The 21,184-nt window shown below is 44.0% G+C and carries 20 protein-coding genes; 10 read left to right on the top strand and 10 right to left on the bottom strand.

The window, feature by feature from the left end; all coding sequences use genetic code 11:
- Window positions 1-478: 478 nt before the first annotated feature.
- From LX99_RS12365 to LX99_RS12355, 3 genes are all read left to right on the top strand, one after another.
- Window positions 479-1,144, top strand: a complete 666-nt coding sequence (locus tag LX99_RS12365; protein WP_109608164.1) for an FAD-binding oxidoreductase — start codon at window positions 479-481, stop codon at window positions 1,142-1,144.
- Between the two features lie 286 nt (window positions 1,145-1,430).
- Window positions 1,431-2,138, top strand: a complete 708-nt coding sequence (locus LX99_RS12360) for an ATP-binding cassette domain-containing protein (protein WP_109608163.1) — start codon at window positions 1,431-1,433, stop codon at window positions 2,136-2,138.
- A gap of 190 nt (window positions 2,139-2,328) precedes the next feature.
- On the top strand, window positions 2,329-2,835 hold the full coding sequence (locus LX99_RS12355; RefSeq protein ID WP_170122689.1) for an outer membrane beta-barrel protein: 507 nt from the start codon (window positions 2,329-2,331) through the stop codon (window positions 2,833-2,835).
- A 224-nt stretch (window positions 2,836-3,059) separates the two neighbouring features.
- Here LX99_RS12355 and LX99_RS12350 read toward each other — a convergent pair whose 3' ends face one another.
- Window positions 3,060-3,533 carry a DinB family protein gene (locus LX99_RS12350; RefSeq protein ID WP_109608161.1) on the bottom strand — a complete coding sequence of 158 codons (474 nt, stop codon included), beginning with the start codon at window positions 3,531-3,533 and terminating at the stop codon, window positions 3,060-3,062.
- A gap of 100 nt (window positions 3,534-3,633) precedes the next feature.
- Here LX99_RS12350 and LX99_RS12345 point away from each other — a divergent pair, with 100 nt between their 5' ends.
- Window positions 3,634-5,430 (top strand): DUF885 domain-containing protein, encoded by a 1,797-nt coding sequence (locus LX99_RS12345; protein WP_245927903.1) that lies wholly within the window; start codon window positions 3,634-3,636, stop codon window positions 5,428-5,430.
- A gap of 79 nt (window positions 5,431-5,509) precedes the next feature.
- Here LX99_RS12345 and LX99_RS12340 read toward each other — a convergent pair whose 3' ends face one another.
- The gene (locus tag LX99_RS12340) at window positions 5,510-5,752 is read right to left on the bottom strand and encodes a hypothetical protein (RefSeq protein WP_109608160.1); all 243 of its coding nucleotides are present in this window, start codon (window positions 5,750-5,752) and stop codon (window positions 5,510-5,512) included.
- Between the two features lie 149 nt (window positions 5,753-5,901).
- Between LX99_RS12340 and LX99_RS12335 the strand changes: the two genes are divergently transcribed.
- On the top strand, window positions 5,902-6,822 hold the full coding sequence (locus LX99_RS12335) for a DUF6263 family protein (RefSeq protein ID WP_109608159.1): 921 nt from the start codon (window positions 5,902-5,904) through the stop codon (window positions 6,820-6,822).
- An 89-nt stretch (window positions 6,823-6,911) separates the two neighbouring features.
- Here LX99_RS12335 and LX99_RS12330 read toward each other — a convergent pair whose 3' ends face one another.
- Window positions 6,912-9,359 (bottom strand): DUF5686 and carboxypeptidase regulatory-like domain-containing protein, encoded by a 2,448-nt coding sequence (locus LX99_RS12330; protein WP_109608458.1) that lies wholly within the window; start codon window positions 9,357-9,359, stop codon window positions 6,912-6,914.
- Window positions 9,360-9,490: 131 nt separating this feature from the next.
- The gene (gene ligA, locus LX99_RS12325; RefSeq protein ID WP_109608158.1) at window positions 9,491-11,503 is read right to left on the bottom strand and encodes an NAD-dependent DNA ligase LigA; all 2,013 of its coding nucleotides are present in this window, start codon (window positions 11,501-11,503) and stop codon (window positions 9,491-9,493) included.
- Window positions 11,504-11,734: 231 nt separating this feature from the next.
- Between ligA and LX99_RS12320 the strand changes: the two genes are divergently transcribed.
- On the top strand, window positions 11,735-12,346 hold the full coding sequence (locus tag LX99_RS12320) for a TNT domain-containing protein (RefSeq protein ID WP_109608157.1): 612 nt from the start codon (window positions 11,735-11,737) through the stop codon (window positions 12,344-12,346).
- An 83-nt stretch (window positions 12,347-12,429) separates the two neighbouring features.
- Window positions 12,430-12,780 carry a hypothetical protein gene (locus LX99_RS12315; RefSeq protein ID WP_109608156.1) on the top strand — a complete coding sequence of 117 codons (351 nt, stop codon included), beginning with the start codon at window positions 12,430-12,432 and terminating at the stop codon, window positions 12,778-12,780.
- Between the two features lie 20 nt (window positions 12,781-12,800).
- On the opposite strand, the gene radC is transcribed toward LX99_RS12315, so the two are convergent.
- Complete coding sequence (radC, locus tag LX99_RS12310) at window positions 12,801-13,499, bottom strand: RadC family protein (RefSeq protein WP_109608457.1); 699 nt, start codon at window positions 13,497-13,499, stop codon at window positions 12,801-12,803.
- A gap of 83 nt (window positions 13,500-13,582) precedes the next feature.
- Window positions 13,583-13,837, bottom strand: a complete 255-nt coding sequence (gene rpsT / locus LX99_RS12305) for a 30S ribosomal protein S20 (protein WP_022833130.1) — start codon at window positions 13,835-13,837, stop codon at window positions 13,583-13,585.
- A gap of 239 nt (window positions 13,838-14,076) precedes the next feature.
- Here rpsT and LX99_RS12300 point away from each other — a divergent pair, with 239 nt between their 5' ends.
- The 3 genes from LX99_RS12300 to LX99_RS12290 all read left to right on the top strand — a co-directional run bounded on the left by LX99_RS12300 (window position 14,077) and on the right by LX99_RS12290 (window position 17,597).
- Window positions 14,077-14,838, top strand: coding sequence for a class I SAM-dependent methyltransferase (locus LX99_RS12300; protein ID WP_211319016.1), 762 nt, complete (start codon window positions 14,077-14,079; stop codon window positions 14,836-14,838).
- Between the two features lie 87 nt (window positions 14,839-14,925).
- On the top strand, window positions 14,926-16,599 hold the full coding sequence (locus LX99_RS12295; RefSeq protein WP_109608155.1) for a MutS-related protein: 1,674 nt from the start codon (window positions 14,926-14,928) through the stop codon (window positions 16,597-16,599).
- Window positions 16,600-16,634: 35 nt separating this feature from the next.
- The gene (locus tag LX99_RS12290) at window positions 16,635-17,597 is read left to right on the top strand and encodes a zinc dependent phospholipase C family protein (protein WP_109608154.1); all 963 of its coding nucleotides are present in this window, start codon (window positions 16,635-16,637) and stop codon (window positions 17,595-17,597) included.
- A 220-nt stretch (window positions 17,598-17,817) separates the two neighbouring features.
- Here the strand turns inward: LX99_RS12290 and LX99_RS12285 are convergent, their stop codons facing one another.
- The 4 genes from LX99_RS12285 to dnaN form a co-directional block, all read right to left on the bottom strand.
- Window positions 17,818-18,474, bottom strand: coding sequence for a VTT domain-containing protein (locus LX99_RS12285; RefSeq protein WP_022833126.1), 657 nt, complete (start codon window positions 18,472-18,474; stop codon window positions 17,818-17,820).
- Window positions 18,475-18,520: 46 nt separating this feature from the next.
- Entirely contained in the window at window positions 18,521-19,261 is a 741-nt protein-coding gene (locus LX99_RS12280) for a DUF4397 domain-containing protein (protein ID WP_109608153.1), read from the bottom strand.
- 2 nt (window positions 19,262-19,263) lie between these two features.
- Window positions 19,264-19,944, bottom strand: coding sequence for a DUF4397 domain-containing protein (locus LX99_RS12275; protein ID WP_109608152.1), 681 nt, complete (start codon window positions 19,942-19,944; stop codon window positions 19,264-19,266).
- Between the two features lie 114 nt (window positions 19,945-20,058).
- Window positions 20,059-21,183, bottom strand: coding sequence for a DNA polymerase III subunit beta (gene dnaN, locus LX99_RS12270; RefSeq protein WP_022833123.1), 1,125 nt, complete (start codon window positions 21,181-21,183; stop codon window positions 20,059-20,061).
- Window position 21,184: the final 1 nt, after the last annotated feature.

The raw sequence follows: 21,184 nt of genomic DNA, 5'->3' as shown, positions 1-21,184 counted from the left end.
TACAGATCGGTTGCATCCGCTTCCCTTCCATGTTAATATATAAATTAGCTAATGGAGGGGTATTTTTTAAAAAACTCATTTTTCGTTTTTTGAGATCAAGGAGAGATTTCGCAGTTAAATAATCTCCAATAAGCAAAGCAAGAAGCAATCTGTTCACCATCAAGTCATGGCGACGTACGAAGCAATCGCGAACTATACAGGCGGATTTGCATAGCTACCCTACTTCCGTGCGATTGCTTCGTATCTCGCAATGACGGCTTTAAGATATGTTTTGCAATCTTCAATAAGCAAAGCAACCAAGCAACCCTTTCTTCATCACGTCATTGCGAGGTACGAAGCAATCGCGAACTATACAGGCGGATTTGCATGGCTACCCTGCTTCCGTGCGATTGCTTCGTACCTTATAACGACGTGGTGTTAAATAATCAAAACCATCTTCTCATTTCTGCGCTTACTATTTGAATTAAAGCCGTTAACAATGGAATATATAGTAAAAATCATCTCCGTAAAACAAATTACCCACAATGTAAAACAGTTCAGGCTGGAAAAACCACAAGGCTATACCTTTATACCAGGGCAGGCTACCGAACTATCCATCAACCTTGAGCAATGGAAAGATGAAAAGCGCCCCTTTACTTTCACTTGCCTCAACACCGACGACTACCTTGAGTTTACCATAAAAACCTATACCGACCATAATGGTGTTACCAACCAGTTGAGTAAGCTCAACATAGGCGACGAGGTAATTATCCGCGATGTATGGGGAGCTATCGGGTATAAAGGCGAAGGTTATTTTATTGCAGGAGGTGCTGGTATAACGCCATTTATCGCAATTTTAAGGCAGCTTAATAATGATGGGGCTATAGGGAATAACAAGCTTTTCTTTAGCAATAAAACCGATAAGGATATTATTTTGAGCGATGAACTGAAAAGCATCCTCGGCGCCAATGCCGTGTTTACAGTTACAGGGCAAAAGGATAGCCAGTACGATACCCGCCGTATTGATGCCGATTTTCTGAAAGCCGAGGTGAAAGATTTTAAAAAGCACTTTTACGTTTGCGGGCCTGATGCTATGGTTGAGGAGATTAGTGGAGTGTTGGCAGAGTTAGGGGCTGATACGGAATCGGTGGTGTTTGAGCGATGATTTCGAATTGGGCTTGTACGTCCGTCCGTCGGGGGGAGTCCAACTTTTAAAAATGGATGTGGACGGTTTAATTTTAGAAGCCGTTATCACCATCATGTCATTATAAGGTACGAAGCAATGACGTGGTGGAGGTTTTTTCCTCACAGAAATCCTACTTCGTCTTGAATTATTCCTCCGTCCACAGCCTTCCGCCAAACCACCAACTCCCCGTTACGGACGGACGTACAACCCCAAAATCTTAAATCCCCCACCCCACATCTCAATTCTAAAACATATTTTTACAGCCATGAGTATCACGGTTGAGGCATTAACAAAGGTTTACGGCACACAAAAAGCCGTTGATGGCATTAGTTTTACGGCCTCGCCGGGCGTATTGGGCTTTTTGGGGCCTAATGGAGCGGGCAAATCAACCACCATGAAAATACTCACCGGCTTTATTCCGCAAACATCGGGCACGGCATCGGTTTGCGGTTTTGATGTGGTGAAGCAACCTTTGGAGGTTAAGCGCCGCATAGGCTACCTGCCCGAAAGTAACCCTCTGTACACGGATATGTACGTGAAAGAATCGCTGGGTTTTGTTGCGGGTATCCATAAAATACAGGATCCGGCCAAACGCATAGCCGATATTATTGAACAAACAGGCCTCGGCCCCGAGCAGCAAAAAAAAATAGGGCAGCTATCAAAAGGCTACCGCCAACGGGTAGGCCTGGCACAGGCTATGCTGCACAATCCCGAAGTGCTGATACTGGATGAGCCAACCTCCGGTCTTGATCCCAATCAACTGATCGGCATCCGCCAGTTAATCCTCGATCTGGGTAAAACCAAAACCATTGTACTATCCACCCATATTATGCAGGAGGTTGAAGCCGTGTGCAGCCAGGTAATCATCATCAATAAAGGCCGCATAGTAGCTAACGATAGCCTCCATCAACTCCGCGAAAGCTACGGCGGCAAATCGCTCGAAGAGGTGTTTATCAGCCTTACCAATAATTAAGTTTCTTTAACGCCAACGGGTTATGTCCCACCCGGTGAACGGAGGAAAAACGAATTTTAACTGGTTAATTATTAACTATTTAATATTTTTTTCAAATTTCTCTGTAACAAAATGCTGGCTATGTGCATCTTTGCATATAAACCGGCAACGCGGAGGTACCCCGCGGCGCCAAACTTTATTACAAATTATTATGAAAAAACTATTATTATCCTTAGCCTTTTTAGGCTTCACCGCTATCGCGGCCCATGCACAATCAGCAAATTCAGACGGAGGAAAATTCAGTATCGGTATTGAAGCCGGTCTTCCCGTTGGCGATGCGCACCAAATTTCAAATTTCACTATCGGCGGTTCGTTAAAGTACGATCACCCTATTGCCGATCAGTTATTTTTAACCGGTTCGGCAGGTTATACCCGTTTCCTGTATAAAAGCGAGATTAAAGATTTGTTCGGCAAATCGGGCGAAGGTTTTATCCCGGTTAAAGCTGGTTTAAAATACTATTTTGACGATGCCTTTTTTGCCGAAGGCCAGTTAGGTGCGGCATTCAGTACTGAAAACGGCGGCGGTACTTTTTTTGCTTACGCGCCAGGTATCGGTTATAGTTTTGCAGGCGGTTTGGAAGCTGGCGTACGTTACGAAGGCTGGTCGAAAAACGGAACCATAAGCCAGGTGGCCCTACGCGTAGCCTTCAGGTTTTAATTAAGTAAAACATCAATATTATTAGGATAAAGGCCCGGGATTTATTTTCCGGGCTTTTTTTATTTCGAAGAACTATATTTTTAACACCTTAGTGTGCAACGATCACATTGCGTAAAGACGGATCTTTTGCCTCGTATTTTCCCTAACCCTCTTTGCGGCTTGCCGCAGAGAGGGTCCAGCGAAGTGTAGTCCGGGTGAATAAATCAGGCGATATGCGAAGCCTGTTAACCCCATGCTCCCAGCAACCTCCTGATCACAATGATCTCAGCCATATGGTAAGCGTTGTGATCTGCCGCCTGCAAGGCCTCACGTAACAAGGTTTGCCCGTCGCCATGAGGGATCTTTTTATAAATATCTTCTGATTTCACCAGGCCGATCAATTCCTCCAGGTCATCATCAATTTGTTTAATGGATTTTTCCCAGGCAGCATCATTTGCGGGTGCAAGCTCTTTTACCCAGTAATCATCGGGCCAGTTGGGCGATTGGTGGCTGCCATCTTTACTAAACTCCAGCATATCCCATTGCGCAATGCGGATATGCTCAACCAGTTGCCATATGGTGTAGGGAAGTTTATCAACCTTAACGCCCCGCATATTGGCAGGTAAGCCATCAAGCGCTTTTTTTAAACCCGCATGCGCGTTACCGCCCTGCAACAGGTGCAAAACCTCGTCAATTACTATTTGGTGTTCGTTGTTCATCGGTATTTAATCTTTCTAAAAGTAACAAATTAGCCAACGGTTTGATTTATTCGGCTTAAATGTTTTAAGTTTATGCTTCATTGTAAAACACCCGTCAGTCGTGATTAAAAACATAACTTTTAGATTAGCATTAGCCAATATTTTATTGATAGTTGTATTAACAGGTTGTAAAAAGGAAGGAGGGTCAGGCACGGGCCCGTTGCTGGGTAAAGACGACGAAGCGTTTGTTAAATATGAAAATACGTTTTTAGATAATTTCTGGAAGCTGAACCCCGATTGGGCAACTTCGGCAGGTTATCATAAATACGATAGCCTGATGGTTATACCCGGCCAGCAAAGCCGTGAAAAACTGCTCACGTTTGCCAGGTACCAGGTTGATTCGTTAAGCCGGTTTGAACCTAATACCCTTAACGAGGGTAATCGTATTGATTTTAAAATACTGCAAAACCAGTTAGATTACCTGCAATGGCAAATTACCCATTTAAAACAGTTTGAATGGGACCCATCATCATACAATGTAATAGGCACCTTCGCCTATATTTTGAACGAACATTACGAGCCTTTACCAAAACGCCTGCGCCATTTTTATGAGCGTATGGCATTTATTCCGCCGTATTATAAAGAAGCCCAAAAGCAAATTAAAAACCCGGTTGCCGAATTAACCAGCCTGGCTATTGAACAAAACCTTGGCGGGCTTGAGGTAATTGCCAAAGACTTTGCCGATTCGCTTAAGAAAACCAATATCCCCAAAGCCGAGCAAAAACTCATGACCGACAGGGCCGCGCAAAGTGTTGCGGCTATTAAAGCCTATGCCGACTGGCTGAAAGCTTTAAAAAATGATCACCCGCGAAGCTTCAGGTTGGGCAAAGATTTGTATGAGGATAAGTTTAAGTACGAGATAGTAGCCGGGAACACCGCCGAAAAAACATACAATGCCGCGGTTGAGCGCAAAAAATATACGCACCGCGAAATGGCGAAGATCAGCAGGCAGCTCTGGCCAAAATATATGGGTACGGCGGCTATGCCTAAAGATAGTTTGGAAATGATCAGCAAGCTAATTGATACCATTTCTGTTAAGCACGTTAAACCGGAGGATTTCCAGTCGGCTATCGAGCAGATCATCCCCAAACTGAACAACTTTGTAAAAACAAAAGATCTGCTTACGCTTGACCCTACCAAGCCATTAATTATCCGTAAAGAGCCCGGTTATATGGCCGGTGTTGCGGGCGCATCCATGAGCGGCCCCGGTCCGTATGATAAAAATGGCAATTCGTATTACAATGTTGGCAGCCTGGCCGGCTGGAGCAGCGAAAAAGCGGAGAGTTACCTGCGCGAATACAATAATTATATTTTACAGATCCTCAGCATCCACGAGGCAGTTCCCGGGCATTATGTACAGGGAGTTTACGCAAACAAGGCGCCAAGTATTATCAAGGCGGTGTTTGGCAATGGTGCCATGGCCGAGGGCTGGGCTGTTTACACCGAACAAATGATGCTGGAAAACGGCTTTGGCAACAACGAGCCCGAAATGATGCTGATGTGGTATAAATGGAACCTGCGCTCGGTATGTAACGCGATATTAGATTATAGCGTACACAACGGTAATATGACCAAAGATGAAGCCATTAAAATGTTAACACGCGAGGCTTTCCAGCAGCAGGCCGAAGCCGATGGCAAATGGAAAAGGGTGAGTGTTACCAGCGTACAGTTAACCAGCTACTTTACCGGGTATAAGGAAATTATTGACCTGCGCGACGCCTACAAACTTAAAATGGGCGATAAATACAAGCTGAAGGAGTTTAATGAAAAGTTTTTAAGCTACGGCAGCGCCCCGGTTAAATTTATACGCGAAGCCATGCTGGCTAAAACAGCCGCTACAAGCAGTACAGGCAAATAGAAAATTAATTGATAGTCCATGAGCAAAAAACTCATGGACTATCAACCATGAGATCACATCCCACGAACTATCAAAATCTTTACGCGTAGTGTTCTTTAATCTGGTGCGATAGCTGCGACAGTATTTTTGGTTTTAACCTGCCTTTGCAGCAAACACAATTGTCATGATCGAAATTAACTTCAGCTATGATGTTACCCTGATCAACCACGCGGAACCTTCCTGCTTCATTAGGTAATACGGCCAATACTCGTTCGTCCTGCTTCGAAAAATTGATCAGCACGTGAAACTGGTGCTGCGGTATAAATGCTAACTGCTTTAACATAAAACCTCCCTTTCCGTTTATAAAATGGTTTAAATAGAATAGACGCTAACTATGATAAAGTTAACGAATTATGTTTTAATTAATTGTTATATCGGCCCGGGTTTTTTTGCCGGAATATTGTGATACCTTTACCCTATATATCACAGATCATGAAAAAAAATTTATTAGCGGCTGCTATGCTGATCATAGCAGCAAGCGGTTACGCGCAGAAGGTAAAACCGGTGTTGAAATTAGTTAAAGGCAACACTTACTACCTGGCATCTTCAGCACATTCGGTTGTTAAACAAACCATTAACGGGCAGCTCAATAATATTGATATGACGATTGACGGTAAAATGTCATTCAAAGTATTAAATGCTGATGACTCATTGTATTATATGGAAGTTAACTATACCAAAGTAGGTATGAAAATGGTGTTGGCTACAGGTACGGTAGCTTTCAATTCGGATAGCAGGGATACCAGCAATATTATGGCGCGGATTATGCAGGGCATTACCAACAAGCCCTTTACCGCTTCCATTACCAAAAGCGGAAGGATCCGTTCGGTAGAGAACGCGGAGAATATGATCTCGGCCATGATTGATGGTATTAAAGAAGTGCCCCAGGCTCAAAAAGATCAGCTTAAAACGCAGTTAACACAATCATTCGGCTCGTCGGCACTGAAAAGCAACCTGCAAATGTCTATGGCGGTATTGCCGGAAACTGCCATCGCCAAAAACGATAAATGGACCATCGGCACCAAACTGGAAGGGGCGATGACGGCGCAGATCAACTCGGTTTACCAGTTAATGGATGTAACCCCGCAAAGCTATGTAATTCACGGTAGTTCAACGCTGGCCACTGATAATGCTGCCGGATACAGAACCATAAGCAACATGCCCATGAAATATAACATGAAAGGCACCATGACATCTGATGTGGTGGTTGATAAGGCAACCGGCTGGATCAGCAGCTCGAAAATGAAACAGAATATTGATGGTACCGTAGAGATTAAAGATAACCCACAGGTGCCGGGTGGCCTTACGTTCCCGATGACCGTAACCACCGAAACCACCACCGCCGATCATTAAGGGATAGACCATCTGATTAAGATCATCTGTTATTTTCCTGGAGCTAAGCCAAAGGTTGGGTGTTTTGCTGTCCCGGAAATCCACCCAACCTATAGAGAAATTCCCAATCTGAACGCAGATTTTGCCTCGGTACCGCCATGGTATGATATGCCGTACATGGCCCTGATATTAAGGTACTGCAAACCGAAGCCCAGTTCGGCATAGTTCTTTAATTGGGGTGTATACAGGTAATTGATATCCACTATTTCCTGCAGTTTAAACTTGCGGATCAGCGGGATTTTATTGGTAATGAAACCGGAGAAGTTGTGTTCAAAATGCCCTTCAAGATATTTATCCGCAGTGCTGAAATCATAATAATCCAGTAACAGGAAGCGGTTGATCCTCGGTTTGTATGAGAAAACTTCATTCCCGGTAAAATGGAAGTAATCGGGGTAAAAAACGCTCTTCGCATTCAGAAATTTACCTGCGCCTATAAAAAATGAACTATTACCATAAAAACCCATGCTGATGCCGGTTTTGGAAATATCGGCGCTGATTTTATCATAATCCACATCCGAGCCTAACGCATTGCTGATACCCCTGGTATAATTTACGCTGATAGTTGGATACTTTGACGGTAAATACCTCCTGCCCGACGGATAAGTTTCATACTTGTTACTGAAATCATAACTGGCCCGCAGGTTAACCGTAAGCGATTTATTTTCGGGGAAGAGCGGCACATCCTGATCGGGCACTAACGGGTTGTTAGAGGTAAACTGGTGGCCATGCGGATTAAAAATACTGAACGAAGTAGCATTTGGCAACCATTTGCGGTTAGCCCACTCAATACCGGCGCTGCCCTGCAAGCCACCTGTTATCCTCCCGGATATTGAGGCCGACGCGAATTGCTTCTGATACAGTTTTTTAAAGTTTTGCTTAGCCAGGAGGGTGTGCAGGGTATTTACAAAAGCCGACATCGGGGCGAGGTTATTCAGGTCAACCACATCCGAGCCGCCGTTCAACCCCAGCGTAAACCGCTGCAAAGGGATAGCCGCCCCTGTCGAGCCGTTAAACAAATGGTTAGCAAAACCGTAGCGTAGCTTACCATTCAACATAAAATAACGGTTATTGAGGGTATCAACCAGTTTGCTGTAGCCGGCCCCGTAATCTATCGCCAAACCCTCAACGGTATTGTACAGCATCGATCCGATCAGTGGGTCGTAATGAAAGTACTCTTTTTTGTAGCGGTTGCGGGTATCGATACCGGTAAACAGCAGGTTAACGGGTTTAAATTTGTTATTGGCTTTATCCAGCGAATCGAGGTATTCTTTTGATTCCCTGCGTTTGGCCAGCTTGTCCTTGGCCCTGTAGTCAATTATTTCTTCGCCGGTTAAAGGGATAGGCCGGGCTTGCTCCCAGTAGGTCGAATCTTTGGCGGTACCTTTGGTTATGCGGAGTTGTTCATTAAAATTGGCTTTGCTCAGGTCGGGGTCCAGATTGTAGTTTTTGTATATCGATATAAAATATCCCCCTATTTTAAAGCCGAACAAGCCGCCTGTAAACTCAAACTTGATGGACGAGTTCATCCATGTTTTTTCATTTACCGGAAAAAACTGCTGGTTAACTTTAAGGGTATCAACAAAATTAATGTTGGCTTTTTTGGTGATGTAAAGCTGAAGCCCGTAAATGCGCCAGCTATCATCCAAAATATAAATAACGCCTTCAAAACAGGGGTCGTGCGCCCGTTTAGGGATCACCTCAATTTTGTTAATGGTTTCACCGTTCTCTACCGAGGTGCCGATATATTTAAAATTATAATAAAACAAAGCGTTATCGGCCACGGGCGATACCAGCGGACGGTTGCTGAGCCCCTCCCAGTTTTCAAAGTTTTCATAAAAATTAACCTGCATGTCTGATGCCCGGTTAAAACTGAAGGCCCGGTTGTGCCCCGATACTTTGGATGATACCTGCTCCTCATGCACCTGATCCGGACGGATAAAACTATATTTTGATTCGGATTCGGAAAGATAAACAATACCGCGGCGGTTTGAATCCAGCCCGGCTTCGTTGGTGGCCTTCTGCACATCAAAGCCCATAAAGGTTTTAGGGGCGGCAAGCAGCTTTTGCAGGCCTTTAATGTAGATGTCGCAGGTGTAGGCTTTTACTTCGTTTAAGTAGCTTTTACGTTTTTTGATGGCCTTGCGCATAATGGCATAGGCAGGGTCTTCGCCGCCTGCATGTACGGTAACATCTTTAAGCTGGTAGGTTTCGGTTTGCAGGCCGATGTTGATCACCCTATCGGCAGTAACCTCAACAGTTTTACTTTGCTGGGCGTACCCTACGGCTTTGTACTGGATATCGTACTTTCCGGCGTTAACGCGCAACTGGTAGTTACCTTCGTTATTGGCAGAGGCGCCTTTGGTGGTGTTTTTAATGTAGATAGACGCAAAGGGGACAGGTCTGCCGCCCTCATCGGTTATTTTGCCGCTGATAGTAAATTGCTGCGCGAATAAAGAAGAACTGAAGAGAGAGAGAAGGATAAGCAGGACTGGCTTCATTGAGCTGATTTTTACCGCTAAGATGAAGTTTATAAATTGATTGTTACAGCCCCAAAATGTTAAATAATGTAAAAAGGCATCCCGTTTAGGATGCCATTTCATTTGTTTTGTAATAATATAAGCGCTTACAGTTATTTAATCATCGCCAGTAATTCATCATCGCTGATGATAGGGATGTTTAGTTTATTGGCTTTTTCCAGCTTAGCGGGCCCCATATTATCACCGGCTACGAGGTAATTCAGCTTGGCCGAAATACTACTCAATATTTTGCCGCCGTTTTGCTCGATCAGGTCTTTCAACTCATCGCGCGAAAACTTTTCGAAGGTGCCCGAGATGATGAAGTTTTTACCAACCAGCGTATCGCTTGCCAGTACCACCTCTTTTTCTTCGGCAACAAACTGCAGGCCGTGGCTGCGCAGTTTTTCTATTTGCTCGCGGTGTACTTCGCCTGTAAAATATTCGGTAATACTTTGGGCTATGCGTTCGCCAATTTCCTCGGCCGCTGTAAGTTCTTCAACGGTGGCAGCCATCAGCTTATCTATCGATTTAAAATGGAAAGCCAGCTTACGAGCTACTGTTTCACCCACATAGCGGATCCCCAAACCAAAAAGCACTTTTTCAAAAGGCATTTTTTTGGAAGCCTCAATGCCATCCAGCATATTGTTGATTGATTTTTCGCCAAACCGGTCCATCTGTTTTAATTCGGCGGCGCGGGTGTGCAGTTCATAAATATCGCTGATGTGGCTGATGAAACCTTTGCTGTAAAGCGTTTCAATCGTTTCATCGCCAAGGCCATCAATATTCATGGCTTTCCTGCCAATGTAGTGCTGCATCTTGCCAACTATTTGCGGCGGGCAGCCTTCGTCATTAGGGCAATAAAAAGCGGCTTCACCCTCTTTGCGCTCCAATAGCGTATTGCAGGCAGGGCAGGTGGTACGGTAAACTACTGGCGCCGCACCCGCTTTACGTTTTTCGGGGTTTACGCTGATAATCTTCGGGATGATCTCGCCTCCTTTTTCCACAAAAACGGTGTCGCCTTCATGCAGGTCGAGCCGGATAATTTCGTTGGCGTTATGCAGGGTGGCACGTTTTACCGTAGTACCTGCCAACAGCACCGGCTTTAAATTAGCCACCGGTGTAACGGCGCCGGTGCGGCCTACCTGGTAACTCACTTCCAGCAGTTCGGTTTCAACACGTTCGGCTTTAAACTTATAGGAGATAGCCCAGCGCGGCGATTTGGCGGTAAAGCCAAGCTCCTGTTGCTGCGAATAATTGTTTACCTTGATAACAATACCGTCTATATCGTAACTCAGGTTAAAACGCTCCTTATCCCATTTGTTGATAAACTCCAGTACGCATTTAATATCGGGACAAAGCTCGCTATGATCATTGGTATGGAACCCCCATTGCTTAACATGCTGCAGGCTTTCCCAATGGGTTTTAAACAGCGGCTTTTCGGTGTATAAAAAATACAGGAAGCAATCCAGCGGGCGTTTGGCTACCTCGGCCGAATCCTGCATTTTTACCGTCCCCGACGCGAAGTTACGGGGATTGGCATAGGCCAGTTCCCCGTTTTCTATGCGTTCGTTATTTAACCTGTCAAAAGCTTTGCGGTGCATAAACACCTCGCCGCGGATATCGAAATAAGCAGGGTAGCCCTCGCCGTGCAGGCGTTTGGGTATGGTGTGGATGGTTTTAATGTTGGTGGTTACATCATCGCCCTGAACGCCGTCGCCGCGGGTAACAGCGCGCGCCAGTTTGCCATCTTCATAGGTAAGGCTCATGCTCAGGCCGTCAAACTTCAGTTCGCATACATACTCAAAATTGTCGCCTATGGCTTTGCGCACACGCTGGTCAAAATCAAGCAGTTCCTGCTCGTTATAAGTATTACCTAATGAGAGCATCGGCCAGCGGTGGCGCACGGTTTCAAACTCTTTGGTGATATCGCCGCCTACTTTTTGTGTTGGCGAATCAGGGTCGGCAAATTCAGGATATTCTTTTTCCAGCCTGTTAAGCTGCTCAAGCTTTTTATCAAAATCAAAGTCGGATATGGTAGGCATGGCCAGCACATAATAGTTGTAATTGTGCTGTTTAAGTTCGGTAGTTAATGCCTCTATTTGTTTTTTTGCTTCAGCTGATGACATAGGTACGAAGGTAATAAATTAGTTTAATTGCTTGTTTTGGTTGGATTAAATAGGAGCGCCGGTTGAGGGCATAGGGAAGCTAAGCCCGCTGCCGGTATCACACCAACAACCTGCGCCATAATACCGGCAACAGGCAAAATATTATATTATTAATATGAATAAAAAAATATCATAAAATCCTTTTATATCTGCTTTACTCCTGTTAGTTTTAATACACCAAACCACATCAACATGAAGACACTTAAATTGCTGCTGTTAGCAGTGCTGTTGCCCTTTATAACAACAGCTCAATCCCAATCTGTACAACAACATGGCCCGCATGCCGCCAAATTACATCATGCTATCGTACGTGGTGTTACCTACGCCGATTTTAAGGCCTCGGTAACCGATTTTGCCGATACCTCGGCCAAAAAAGAGTATGCCGATTCGGCCTGGGTACTTTGGAAAGCCGAAAACTGGCCTGCGCTTGAGCAACTGTTTAATGATAAGCAATTAAACGGCGGCTGGCCTCCAAACCGAGGCGCGGTTAACCTGCTTATTGTTACGCTAAAAAAGGGCTTTCTAATTGATCGTTACGGTGGTTATACTGACGCCAATGGGGTTTTTCAGGATAAGGGTACTTTTGTTTCGCCTAAAGGCGTGCCCTTCCCTGAGCGCGCCCTGCCCGATGCTACATTGAAAAAGCCTTATAAAATATATGTGATATTGAAACCGATACCTAAAGTACGTGAAGGGAAAATTATCCCCTGGTTTGGCCAACCGGGTTTAGGTATCCAGTATGAATTACCATACAGTATCAACGACCTTAAACAGCAGGGTTACCTGGAAGAGCAAAAACAATAAACCTGATCATGAGATAACGATGTCGGTTTGAAGGTTGGTTTATATTGCCTTTAAACCGGCATTCGTTTTTAATATCTTTGTTGATGATTAAAAGATACGAGATAGCAAAATCACTGCTGTTTGATAATACAGATGATACCCTGTTCAATAAAACCTTCGATATTAAACTACCCCATGGCTCAATAAGTTTTGATGATTTTGCAAATAATAACTTTGAGGGTCTGGCTGATGTTATAGGTGCTGATAACTTTAATAGCATTGTAAAAACCGCAGGTTTTAAAACTGATGGCGGCTTTTTAAACCTTTACCAGGGCAGCGACGGCCTCAGGCTTTACTACGCCAAAAAAGGTCATCATATTTTTGTTTTTGCCTTCGGCGAGTTTCAGCCCCAGCGCTATAAAGTTTACCTTGAAGGTGTTTGGGAATTGCAGTAGCAAACCGGAAATATAAAAGCTCACATCAGCCCGTCATCGCCCAGGCTGGTATAAGCGCTATCAGTTATAATTAAATGATCCAATACCTTGATATCTAACATCCGGCCGGCTGCCGCTATTTTTTTAGTGAGATCAATATCCTGCTGGCTTGGTTTGAGGTTGCCCGACGGATGGTTGTGCACCAGGATCAGGTTGCTGGCCTGGTACTGCAGGGCTGCATAAAAAATAATCTTCGGGTCGCATATGGTCATTGATAATCCACCTTTGCTAATCAGCTCTGTTCCTAATACTTTGTTTGACCGGCCCAGCAATATCACCCAAAACTCTTCGTGGTTTAAATCCATCAAATGGCGGCGCATGATATTGTAGCCATCCCTACTGGCGGTAATAAACTCAACTACCGAAGCTTCCGAATCATTGCGCCTTCTGCCTATCTCAAGCGCGGCGATAATGGCTATCGCTTTGGCCTCACCTATGCCCTTAAATTTGGATAGCTCGGTAATGGATGCTTTGCCCAACTTATTCAGGTCGTTATCATAATGGTGCAAAATGCGTTTGCTTAGCTCTACGGCGGTTTCGGTACGGCTGCCTGAGCCTATCAGTATAGCTATCAGTTCGGCATCGGTTAAGGCCCGCCTGCCCTGGCCGCTTAGCTTTTCGCGGGGGCGGTCTTCTTCAGCCCAGGCTTTAATGCTGATTTTGTTTGCGTAGTTTTCCACGGCATTAATGTATAAAAAAACGCCAAACAAAAAAAGGGACAGTACCGCTGTACTATCCCTTTAATATATCGTTGAAGCTGAGATTAGCTTAAGCCGTTAACAAATTTAGTAAGCTTTGATTTATTGTTCGAAGCTTTGTTTTTGTGAATAACGTTCTTTTTAGCTAAACGATCAAGCATCGAAATCACTTTGCTCAACAATACTGAAGCATCAGCTTTGGTTGTAGTGTTTCTTAATTTTTTAATAGCGTTCCTGGTTGTTTTAGCCTGGTACCTGTTACGCAGACGCTTCGCAGCATTTGCCCTGATTCTTTTTAATGATGATTTATGATTTGCCATCTCGTATAGCTTGTTATTCTTTTCTACTTATTTTAAGGACTGCAAATATAGGGTGATTAAAACTAATATGCAAGTTGTTTTTTAATTTAGTTTTTAAGCGCATCGTGCTGATTTTCTGCCGGGCCGCTTATAAAATCTGAATTTTGCGGCTTGCTCATTTAATTTTCCTTTAACCATAATTTCACTGCGTGTTCATACAACACATTGATTTTTGTAACGTTATTTTAAGCAAAGCGATTATGATGGTTAACGATAGCACCACAAGGTTTAGCAACAGGGTTGAAGATTACGTAAAATACCGCCCGGATTATCCTGCGTCAATCGTTAACTTTTTACATAATACCTATGCCCTTACACAGGATAAACTGATAGCCGATATTGGTGCAGGTACAGGTATTTCAGCAGCTATATTTTTAAATAAAGGTTACCGGGTTATAGCCGTTGAACCTAATGCCGAAATGCGTGCCAAATCTATCGAATTATTAGGCGCATATCATGGTTTTATGGCCCATAACGGCACTGCCGAAAATACCGGGCTCAGCGACGCAAGTATCGACGCTATTGTTGCAGGCCAGGCTTTCCACTGGTTTGATCCTGTGCTTACCCGCACCGAATTTAAACGGATATTGAAACCCAATGGCATTGTAGCCCTGATCTGGAATGAGCGAAAAACCGGCTCTGCATTTGAACAGCAATATGATCAGCTAATTATCAAACACGCGCGCGATTACGTTAAAGTTGATCACCGAAATATAGATGCAGAACGTATAGCCGCTTTCTTTACCCCGGCAGTTATGCATCTTGAAATATTTCAAAATAAACAGGTGTTTGATTTTGAAGGGCTAAAAGGCAGGCTGGTGTCATCATCGTACATGCCAACTAAGGATGATGCGGGTTTTGAAGCCATGATCACCGATCTGCAGGCGCTTTTTGATAAGTTTGAGCAGGGTGGGGTAATTACTATAAATTACGATACCAAAGTTTATTCGGGAAGATTATAGTACCAACTTTCGGCCTGTTTTTATACCAGTGAAACCGGGTAATATTAACAAGCAAATACATTAGCTTTATTAATATTACTTTTAACCATGTTTTACTGGATTATTGCTGTACTGCTACTACCTTTTGTCGTTATTTTAATAAGCTACTTAAAAAGTAAAGCCAAACAAAAAACAAAGCTGGCCGAAATAAAGGAGCGATGGGCTAAACCTATTATAGCAGGCAGAAACTTTAAGCTGATCAGTTACTATTTAACCGCTTATGGCGGCACCAGCCAGATCGCTGCCAGTACGGCTGCCGATCTTGACCTCGATAATGTATTTGAATTTATTGACCGCACTAATTCCCGGCCGGGTCAGCAATATTTATACAAGCAATTGCATTCGCCTCAAAGTTCGGAGGGATATTTTAACGCGCTTGAACAGCGGATTAGCCATTTTACCGCTGACACTGAACTTAGGGAAGCTACCGAGTTCAAACTCTCCCAATTAGGTAATAACGATGCCTATTACTTACCTCAACTATTTAAAGAGCCACACAGATCTTTTTTCCCCGCTATCGGGAATATGTACATCAGCATTGCACCTTTTTTAATTGTCGGGGTAGCATTAAGCCTTTTCATAGCAGCCAACCAGTTTATGATGATGTTGTTATTGGTTTTGATGATTGCCAATGTGGTTATACATTATAGCAACAAAACGCAGATGATGAGTTATACGCATTCATTACCGCAATTGCTGGCGCTACATAAAGTTGCCGCCTGGCTGGATGAAAATAACTTATCAGATCAGGAGGAGAATATCCGTACCAGTCTCGCCAACTTAGGCAGGCTCAAAAAGTCTCTTAATTTTATCACGCTGCAAAACAAAGCATCGGTTGACCCTACCGATGTGGCTTACCTGGTAAGCGAATGGCTTAAAATGTTCCTGCTTATTGAGCCAATGGTGTTCATCAAATCTATCAGTAAGGTAAATAAATACCTTGCTGATATTAAAGTTGTTTATGAAGCTGTAGCCAAAGTTGATGTTGCTATTTCCGTCCTGTCAGTACGGGATGGTGCCCGGCATTATTGCATACCGCAGCTTGAAACCGGCAATACCAATATATCGATTACAGATCTTTATCATCCGCTTATCGAAAACTGCGTACCTAACTCAATTTCGATAGATAACCGGCATGGCGTTCTGATTACAGGCTCAAACATGTCGGGTAAAACAACTTTCATCAGGGCTATAGCTATTAACGCCTTACTTTCGCAAACTATAAACACCAGCTTTGCCACAGCATATAAAGCCCCGCCGCTTAAAATATTTACCAGTATCGACATGACCGACGACCTTGGCGATAACAAAAGCTATTTCCAGGCCGAGGCTTTGGCGGTTAAGAACATTGTTGATCAAACTATCACCTGTAAACCCACCAATAGCCTGGTAATTATCGACGAGATTTTTCGGGGCACCAACACCATCGAACGCATAGCCGCAGCCAAAGCTGTACTAAGCTATTTTATCCAAAATCAAATTTTTGTGTTTGTTTCTACCCATGATCTGGAACTTGCCGAATTATTGGGCACCGATTACAAAGTTTTTTCATTTGAAGAGGTGATTGGCGATGATCGGCTGGTGTTTGACTATAAAATAAAAGAAGGGCTTTTGAAAAACAGGAACGGCATAGCGGTTTTAAAAGGTGTAGGCTTCCCGTCGAGCATTATTGACGAGGCAAGTGCGGTGAGCGGGCAGCTCAGGGAGAAGTATAATTTGTGATTTAAAATTCGCGTTTAAGTAGCATCTTTACCTTCATGAAACGCCGGATAGCCTTGATCACAGCAGGTATGAGTATAATGATGCTGTGCTCATCATGGGGTTTCTTCGCCCACTACCGCATTAACCGCCTGGCAGTTTTTACTTTGCCCAAACCGATGGCCGGTTTTTATAAAGCTAATATCAATTATATAACAGAGCATGCCGTAAGCCCCGATAAACGCCGGTATGTAGATTCGGCAGAAGCGCCACGCCACTTTTTTGATGCCGACCGTTATGGCAAAAAGCCATTTGAGGTGATGCCTGAAAAATGGAAGGCTGCCGTTGCCAAATACTCAAAAGATACCATTATCAAATATGGCACCGTACCCTGGAGTATTCAATATCAATACTACCGGTTGGTTAGGGCTTTTAAAGCGCATGATACTACAGGCATTTTAAATGCCTCGGCTTATTTAGGTCATTATATTGCCGACGCGCACGTGCCGCTCCATCTCACCCAAAACTACGACGGGCAATTAAGCGGGCAGCAGGGTATCCACGCTTTGTGGGAAAGTAGACTGCCAGAGTTATTCGGCAATAAATACAATTATTATGTGGGTAAGGCCCGTTATATTGATAACCCGCTTAAGGAGGCTTTTCGTATTTGCCGGTCATCATACAAAAGTGTCGACAGCGTTTTGCGCTTTGAGCGGATGCTGAACAAAACTTTTCCGCAGGATAAAAAGTTCGGGCTGGTACAGCATGGTAAAAGGCAGGTGCAGGATTATTCGGCAGCTTACGCGCTGGCCTATCATCAGATGCTGAAAGGCATGATCCAGCGAAAAATGCGTACGTCTGTCCGTTCGGTGGGCAGCTACTGGTATTCTGCCTGGGTAGACGCCGGTCAGCCCGACCTGGATAAACTGATTACCCAGCCTTTAAGCGCCGGGCAAAAGGCTGATCTGCAGAAAGAAGAAACAGCCTACAGGCAGGGGAAGGTATTGCCGGTTAATAAATAATATTAGTTCAGGATAAGAAAACCGCGATGTCATTTCGAACGAACAGCGAGGGGCTGCGGCTCGGGGTGAGGAGAAATCTTATACGCCCTGCTTGTATCCATGAAGCCACTTTGCATGACGTATAAGATTTCTCTTTCGCGCCACCTCTCAGTCCGTCCCCCCGCTATATCGAAATGACATTACGTTAGTACCAGAGATTAATTTTCTACACCCGGATGCTTTACTGCTGAACAGTTTTCTTGCCTGTGCGGCTTTTAATAGCTGCTACTATCGGCGGTAATATAGATACGAGGATAATGATCACCCCAACCAGCGAAAAGTTTTTGGCAATAAACTCCACCTGACCCAGCTTATATCCTGCAAAGAGAAATACTATGATCCATGAGGCGCCACCGATGATGTTGTAAAGGCTATATCTTAAAAAAGGCATCTTGCCCACACCTGCTACAAATGGCGCGATGGTACGGATGATAGGCATAAACCTGCTGAAGATAACGGCTTTGCCGCCGTGCTTATCAAAAAAAGCCTGGGTTTTAAGATAGTATTCCAGCTTCAGGATCTTGTTTTCTTCTTTAAATACTTTAATGCCAAGGTAATTACCCACAAAGTAGTTTACCGTATTGCCGATAAAGGCGGCTGCAATTAAAATAATGCCCAGGAGCCAGATATCCAAACCCGAGCTGCCACCGGCAATAAGCGCGCCTGCAGCAAATAACAATGAATCGCCAGGTAAAATGGGGAAAATTACCAGGCCTGTTTCGGCAAAAATAATCAGGAACAGGATAAGGTATGTCCAGCCCTGGTAAGCGCTTGTTATTTGCACCAGGTGCTTGTCAATATGCAGTACAAAGTCGATAATGCTTTTTATTACTTCCACAGGCTTAAATTTTGCCCAAAAATATAAATATTAAGCAAATAGCCTACTATTGAAGTGTTTTAGAAAGCAGATTATTGGTAAGCACCCCGGCGCCAAAAGCCAGCGAATCGGCCCGGCCCACTACGCCAAGCGTGTAAATGGTGTACGCCCTGCCATCCTGTATGGTAACATTGGGTAGTGTTTTTTCTATTTGTTTGGGTGTGGCTGTTTTGGTAATGGTAAAATTATAGCTCCCGGCGGGTAATTCCACATAATTAGAAACCTTATTAAAGGTTACGCCCTTAATAGCCAGCGTATCATTAGCCCGCAGATCGAGCGCGGGAGAAGATACCGAAGCATTTACAAACCTTACCTTGCCTTTACCAATAGCAGGCAAACTTGTATTATCTGATACAATGAATGAGTTAGCTATCGTGCTATCCTTGCGCAGGCCGGTTATAAAAAGGGTGTACTTGCTGTTGGCCTTAAGCGTAGTATCAAACTGCAGCAAGGTTAACGGTGCCAGTGTCGCCGTTTTGATCTGAAGCGGCGGCTGTAAAGTTGAAAGGTAAAAATACCCCGAACTGTTTGGATAGGTATAAGTAGTTGTATTGTACCTGATAAAATGTTGGTACAGGTAAACCGCCTGGATATCCGAGCTAAGGTTAACTATCTGAATACCCGTGTTAATACCTACCGATGACGCGTTTGCTCCCTTACCGCATGATGATATGCCGCAGGCAAGCATGGCAAATACAATCACCGCGAAAAATGAAACCAGTACCTTGCTTTTTTTCTTCTCAGTCATTTTTATTTATTGTTGAAAACGCCGGCGCCTAATCCTGTAGTTTTATTACCAAAGCCGTAATAGGTGTATACTTTGCCGCCGCTAAGCAGTACCGTATCTCTCATTACAGCTGTAAGCTGGCCATTAGCGTATAACGCAATGTTATGTACACCGGGTTTTACCAATACAAAGTTGGTAGTGGTTTTAAATGGTACACCCGGGAATTTATTGGTGTCGGCACTACCTTCAAAATGCATACTGAAATTCCCTCCATCCGGCGAAGCATTAACCAGTCTTATTTTGGCTTGTGGTGAAGAGCCGGTATCTGAAACAAGCACATCGGTAGTTTTAAAAGCCATGTCGGCAGTAGTACCGGCTACGTAAAACGAATAAACCGAATCTTTACTGAGCGTCATGGGGATGCTGAACAACTCAATACCGGTGCCGTTTATTTTAGCCGAATAATTTTGGGTGCCTGATTTTACCGAAAGGTAGCCCAGCGTACCACCCGGATAATAAGTTGATGTTTGGTTGATGCGGTTGCCATTTAAATAAACATTAACATCATTAAACGTAGCATTGATCACGTTTAAGCCCGATACATCTGAAGCGGCATCCGGCTTATCATTAGTGTTTTTTTTGCAGGCTGCAAGGCAGCTCGCAACTGCGGCTGTTATCAATAAAGCTTTAACCTTTATATTCATATACAATTATAAGCTATAACTGCTTACTGTAATTTTTGGTATCGGTTGCTGAACAAAAAAAGTCCGGTTTTACGTGCCGGACTTAGTTTTTGGATTTATAATTTAAGTTTACACTTAAGCATAGCTATTAAGCATCACCGGCATTACCAGCATCAGCACATCTTCGTTTTCATCACCACCCTGCGGCAGCAATAAGCCTGCGCGATTTGGCGTTGACATTTCCAAAGATACTTCTTCACAGCTTAAATTCTTCAACATTTCTATCAAAAATCTCGCGTTGAAGCCAATTTCCATGTCGTCTCCCTCATATTGGCAGCTTAAGCGCTCATGGGCCTCGTTTGCAAAGTCAATATCTTCGGATGAAATGTTCAGCTCGCTGCCGTTTATTTTAAGCCTTACCTGGTGGGTGGTTTTGTTGGCATAAATAGCCACACGGTTTAATGAACCTAAAAAGGTAAGCCTGTCGATACTTAATTTATTAGGATTGTTTTGAGGTATAACCGCTTCGTAATCAGGATAGCGTTCATCAATTAAACGGCAAACCAGGTTAATGTTGCCAAATTTAAAAAAGGCGCTGGTTGAGTTATATTCAACTGATACGTTTACATCATCGCTTGGTAATGATGATTTTAAAAGCGTTAAAGCTTTTTTAGGTAATATGAACGATGCAGTGCTTGCCGCTTTTGCATCTTTACGGCGGTAGCGTACCAGTTTGTGCGCATCGGTTGATACGAAGGTAAGCGATGATGTGCTGAGCTGGCAGTAAACACCTGTCATGGCGGGGCGTAACTCATCATTACTTACCGCAAAAATAGTTTTGTTTATGGCTTCGGCTAAAACTGAAGCGGGCAGGTTAACTGACGACGCGTTTTCAACAACCGGGATTTTCGGGAAATCCTCACCGTTTTCGCCGCTTAGTTTGTATTTACCATCACCGGCGTTAATTTCGATGGCGAAGGTTTGATCATCAACCGCGAAAGCCACAGGCTGCTCGGGCAATGATTTAAGGGTTTCCAGTAATATACGCGATGGGATAGCGATCCTGCCATTCTCTTTAGCCTCAACCGGCAATGAGGTGGTCATGCTGGTTTGCAAATCGGTAGCAGAAATGGTCAAGTTTCCATCCTTTATCTCGAACAAAAAGTTTTCCAGAATAGGCAATACCGTGCTGCTGCTTAGCGCGCCGCTCACTGCCTGCAGTTGTTTGAGTAATGTTGATGTAGAAACAATAAATCTCATA

The sequence above is a fragment of the Mucilaginibacter oryzae genome (genome assembly GCF_003148845.1).
Classification (GTDB): Bacteria; Bacteroidota; Bacteroidia; order Sphingobacteriales; family Sphingobacteriaceae; genus Mucilaginibacter; species Mucilaginibacter oryzae.
Note: the sequence above shows the minus strand (reverse complement) of the source record. Positions and strands in the feature narration are given on the sequence as shown.

Bases quoted from the DNA above. Each gene is read 5' to 3' on its own strand.
- LX99_RS12365 (WP_109608164.1), top strand. From the start codon at position 479: ATGGAATATATAGTAAAAATCATCTCCGTAAAACAAATTACCCACAAT.
- LX99_RS12360 (WP_109608163.1), top strand. From the start codon at position 1,431: ATGAGTATCACGGTTGAGGCATTAACAAAGGTTTACGGCACACAAAAA.
- LX99_RS12355 (WP_170122689.1), top strand. From the start codon at position 2,329: ATGAAAAAACTATTATTATCCTTAGCCTTTTTAGGCTTCACCGCTATC.
- LX99_RS12350 (WP_109608161.1), bottom strand. From the start codon at position 3,533: ATGAACAACGAACACCAAATAGTAATTGACGAGGTTTTGCACCTGTTG.
- LX99_RS12340 (WP_109608160.1), bottom strand. From the start codon at position 5,752: ATGTTAAAGCAGTTAGCATTTATACCGCAGCACCAGTTTCACGTGCTG.
- LX99_RS12335 (WP_109608159.1), top strand. From the start codon at position 5,902: ATGAAAAAAAATTTATTAGCGGCTGCTATGCTGATCATAGCAGCAAGC.
- LX99_RS12330 (WP_109608458.1), bottom strand. From the start codon at position 9,359: ATGAAGCCAGTCCTGCTTATCCTTCTCTCTCTCTTCAGTTCTTCTTTA.
- ligA (WP_109608158.1), bottom strand. From the start codon at position 11,503: ATGTCATCAGCTGAAGCAAAAAAACAAATAGAGGCATTAACTACCGAA.
- LX99_RS12320 (WP_109608157.1), top strand. From the start codon at position 11,735: ATGAAGACACTTAAATTGCTGCTGTTAGCAGTGCTGTTGCCCTTTATA.
- LX99_RS12315 (WP_109608156.1), top strand. From the start codon at position 12,430: ATGATTAAAAGATACGAGATAGCAAAATCACTGCTGTTTGATAATACA.
- rpsT (WP_022833130.1), bottom strand. From the start codon at position 13,837: ATGGCAAATCATAAATCATCATTAAAAAGAATCAGGGCAAATGCTGCG.
- LX99_RS12300 (WP_211319016.1), top strand. From the start codon at position 14,077: ATGATGGTTAACGATAGCACCACAAGGTTTAGCAACAGGGTTGAAGAT.
- LX99_RS12295 (WP_109608155.1), top strand. From the start codon at position 14,926: ATGTTTTACTGGATTATTGCTGTACTGCTACTACCTTTTGTCGTTATT.
- LX99_RS12290 (WP_109608154.1), top strand. From the start codon at position 16,635: ATGAAACGCCGGATAGCCTTGATCACAGCAGGTATGAGTATAATGATG.
- LX99_RS12280 (WP_109608153.1), bottom strand. From the start codon at position 19,261: ATGACTGAGAAGAAAAAAAGCAAGGTACTGGTTTCATTTTTCGCGGTG.
- LX99_RS12275 (WP_109608152.1), bottom strand. From the start codon at position 19,944: ATGAATATAAAGGTTAAAGCTTTATTGATAACAGCCGCAGTTGCGAGC.
- dnaN (WP_022833123.1), bottom strand. From the start codon at position 21,183: ATGAGATTTATTGTTTCTACATCAACATTACTCAAACAACTGCAGGCA.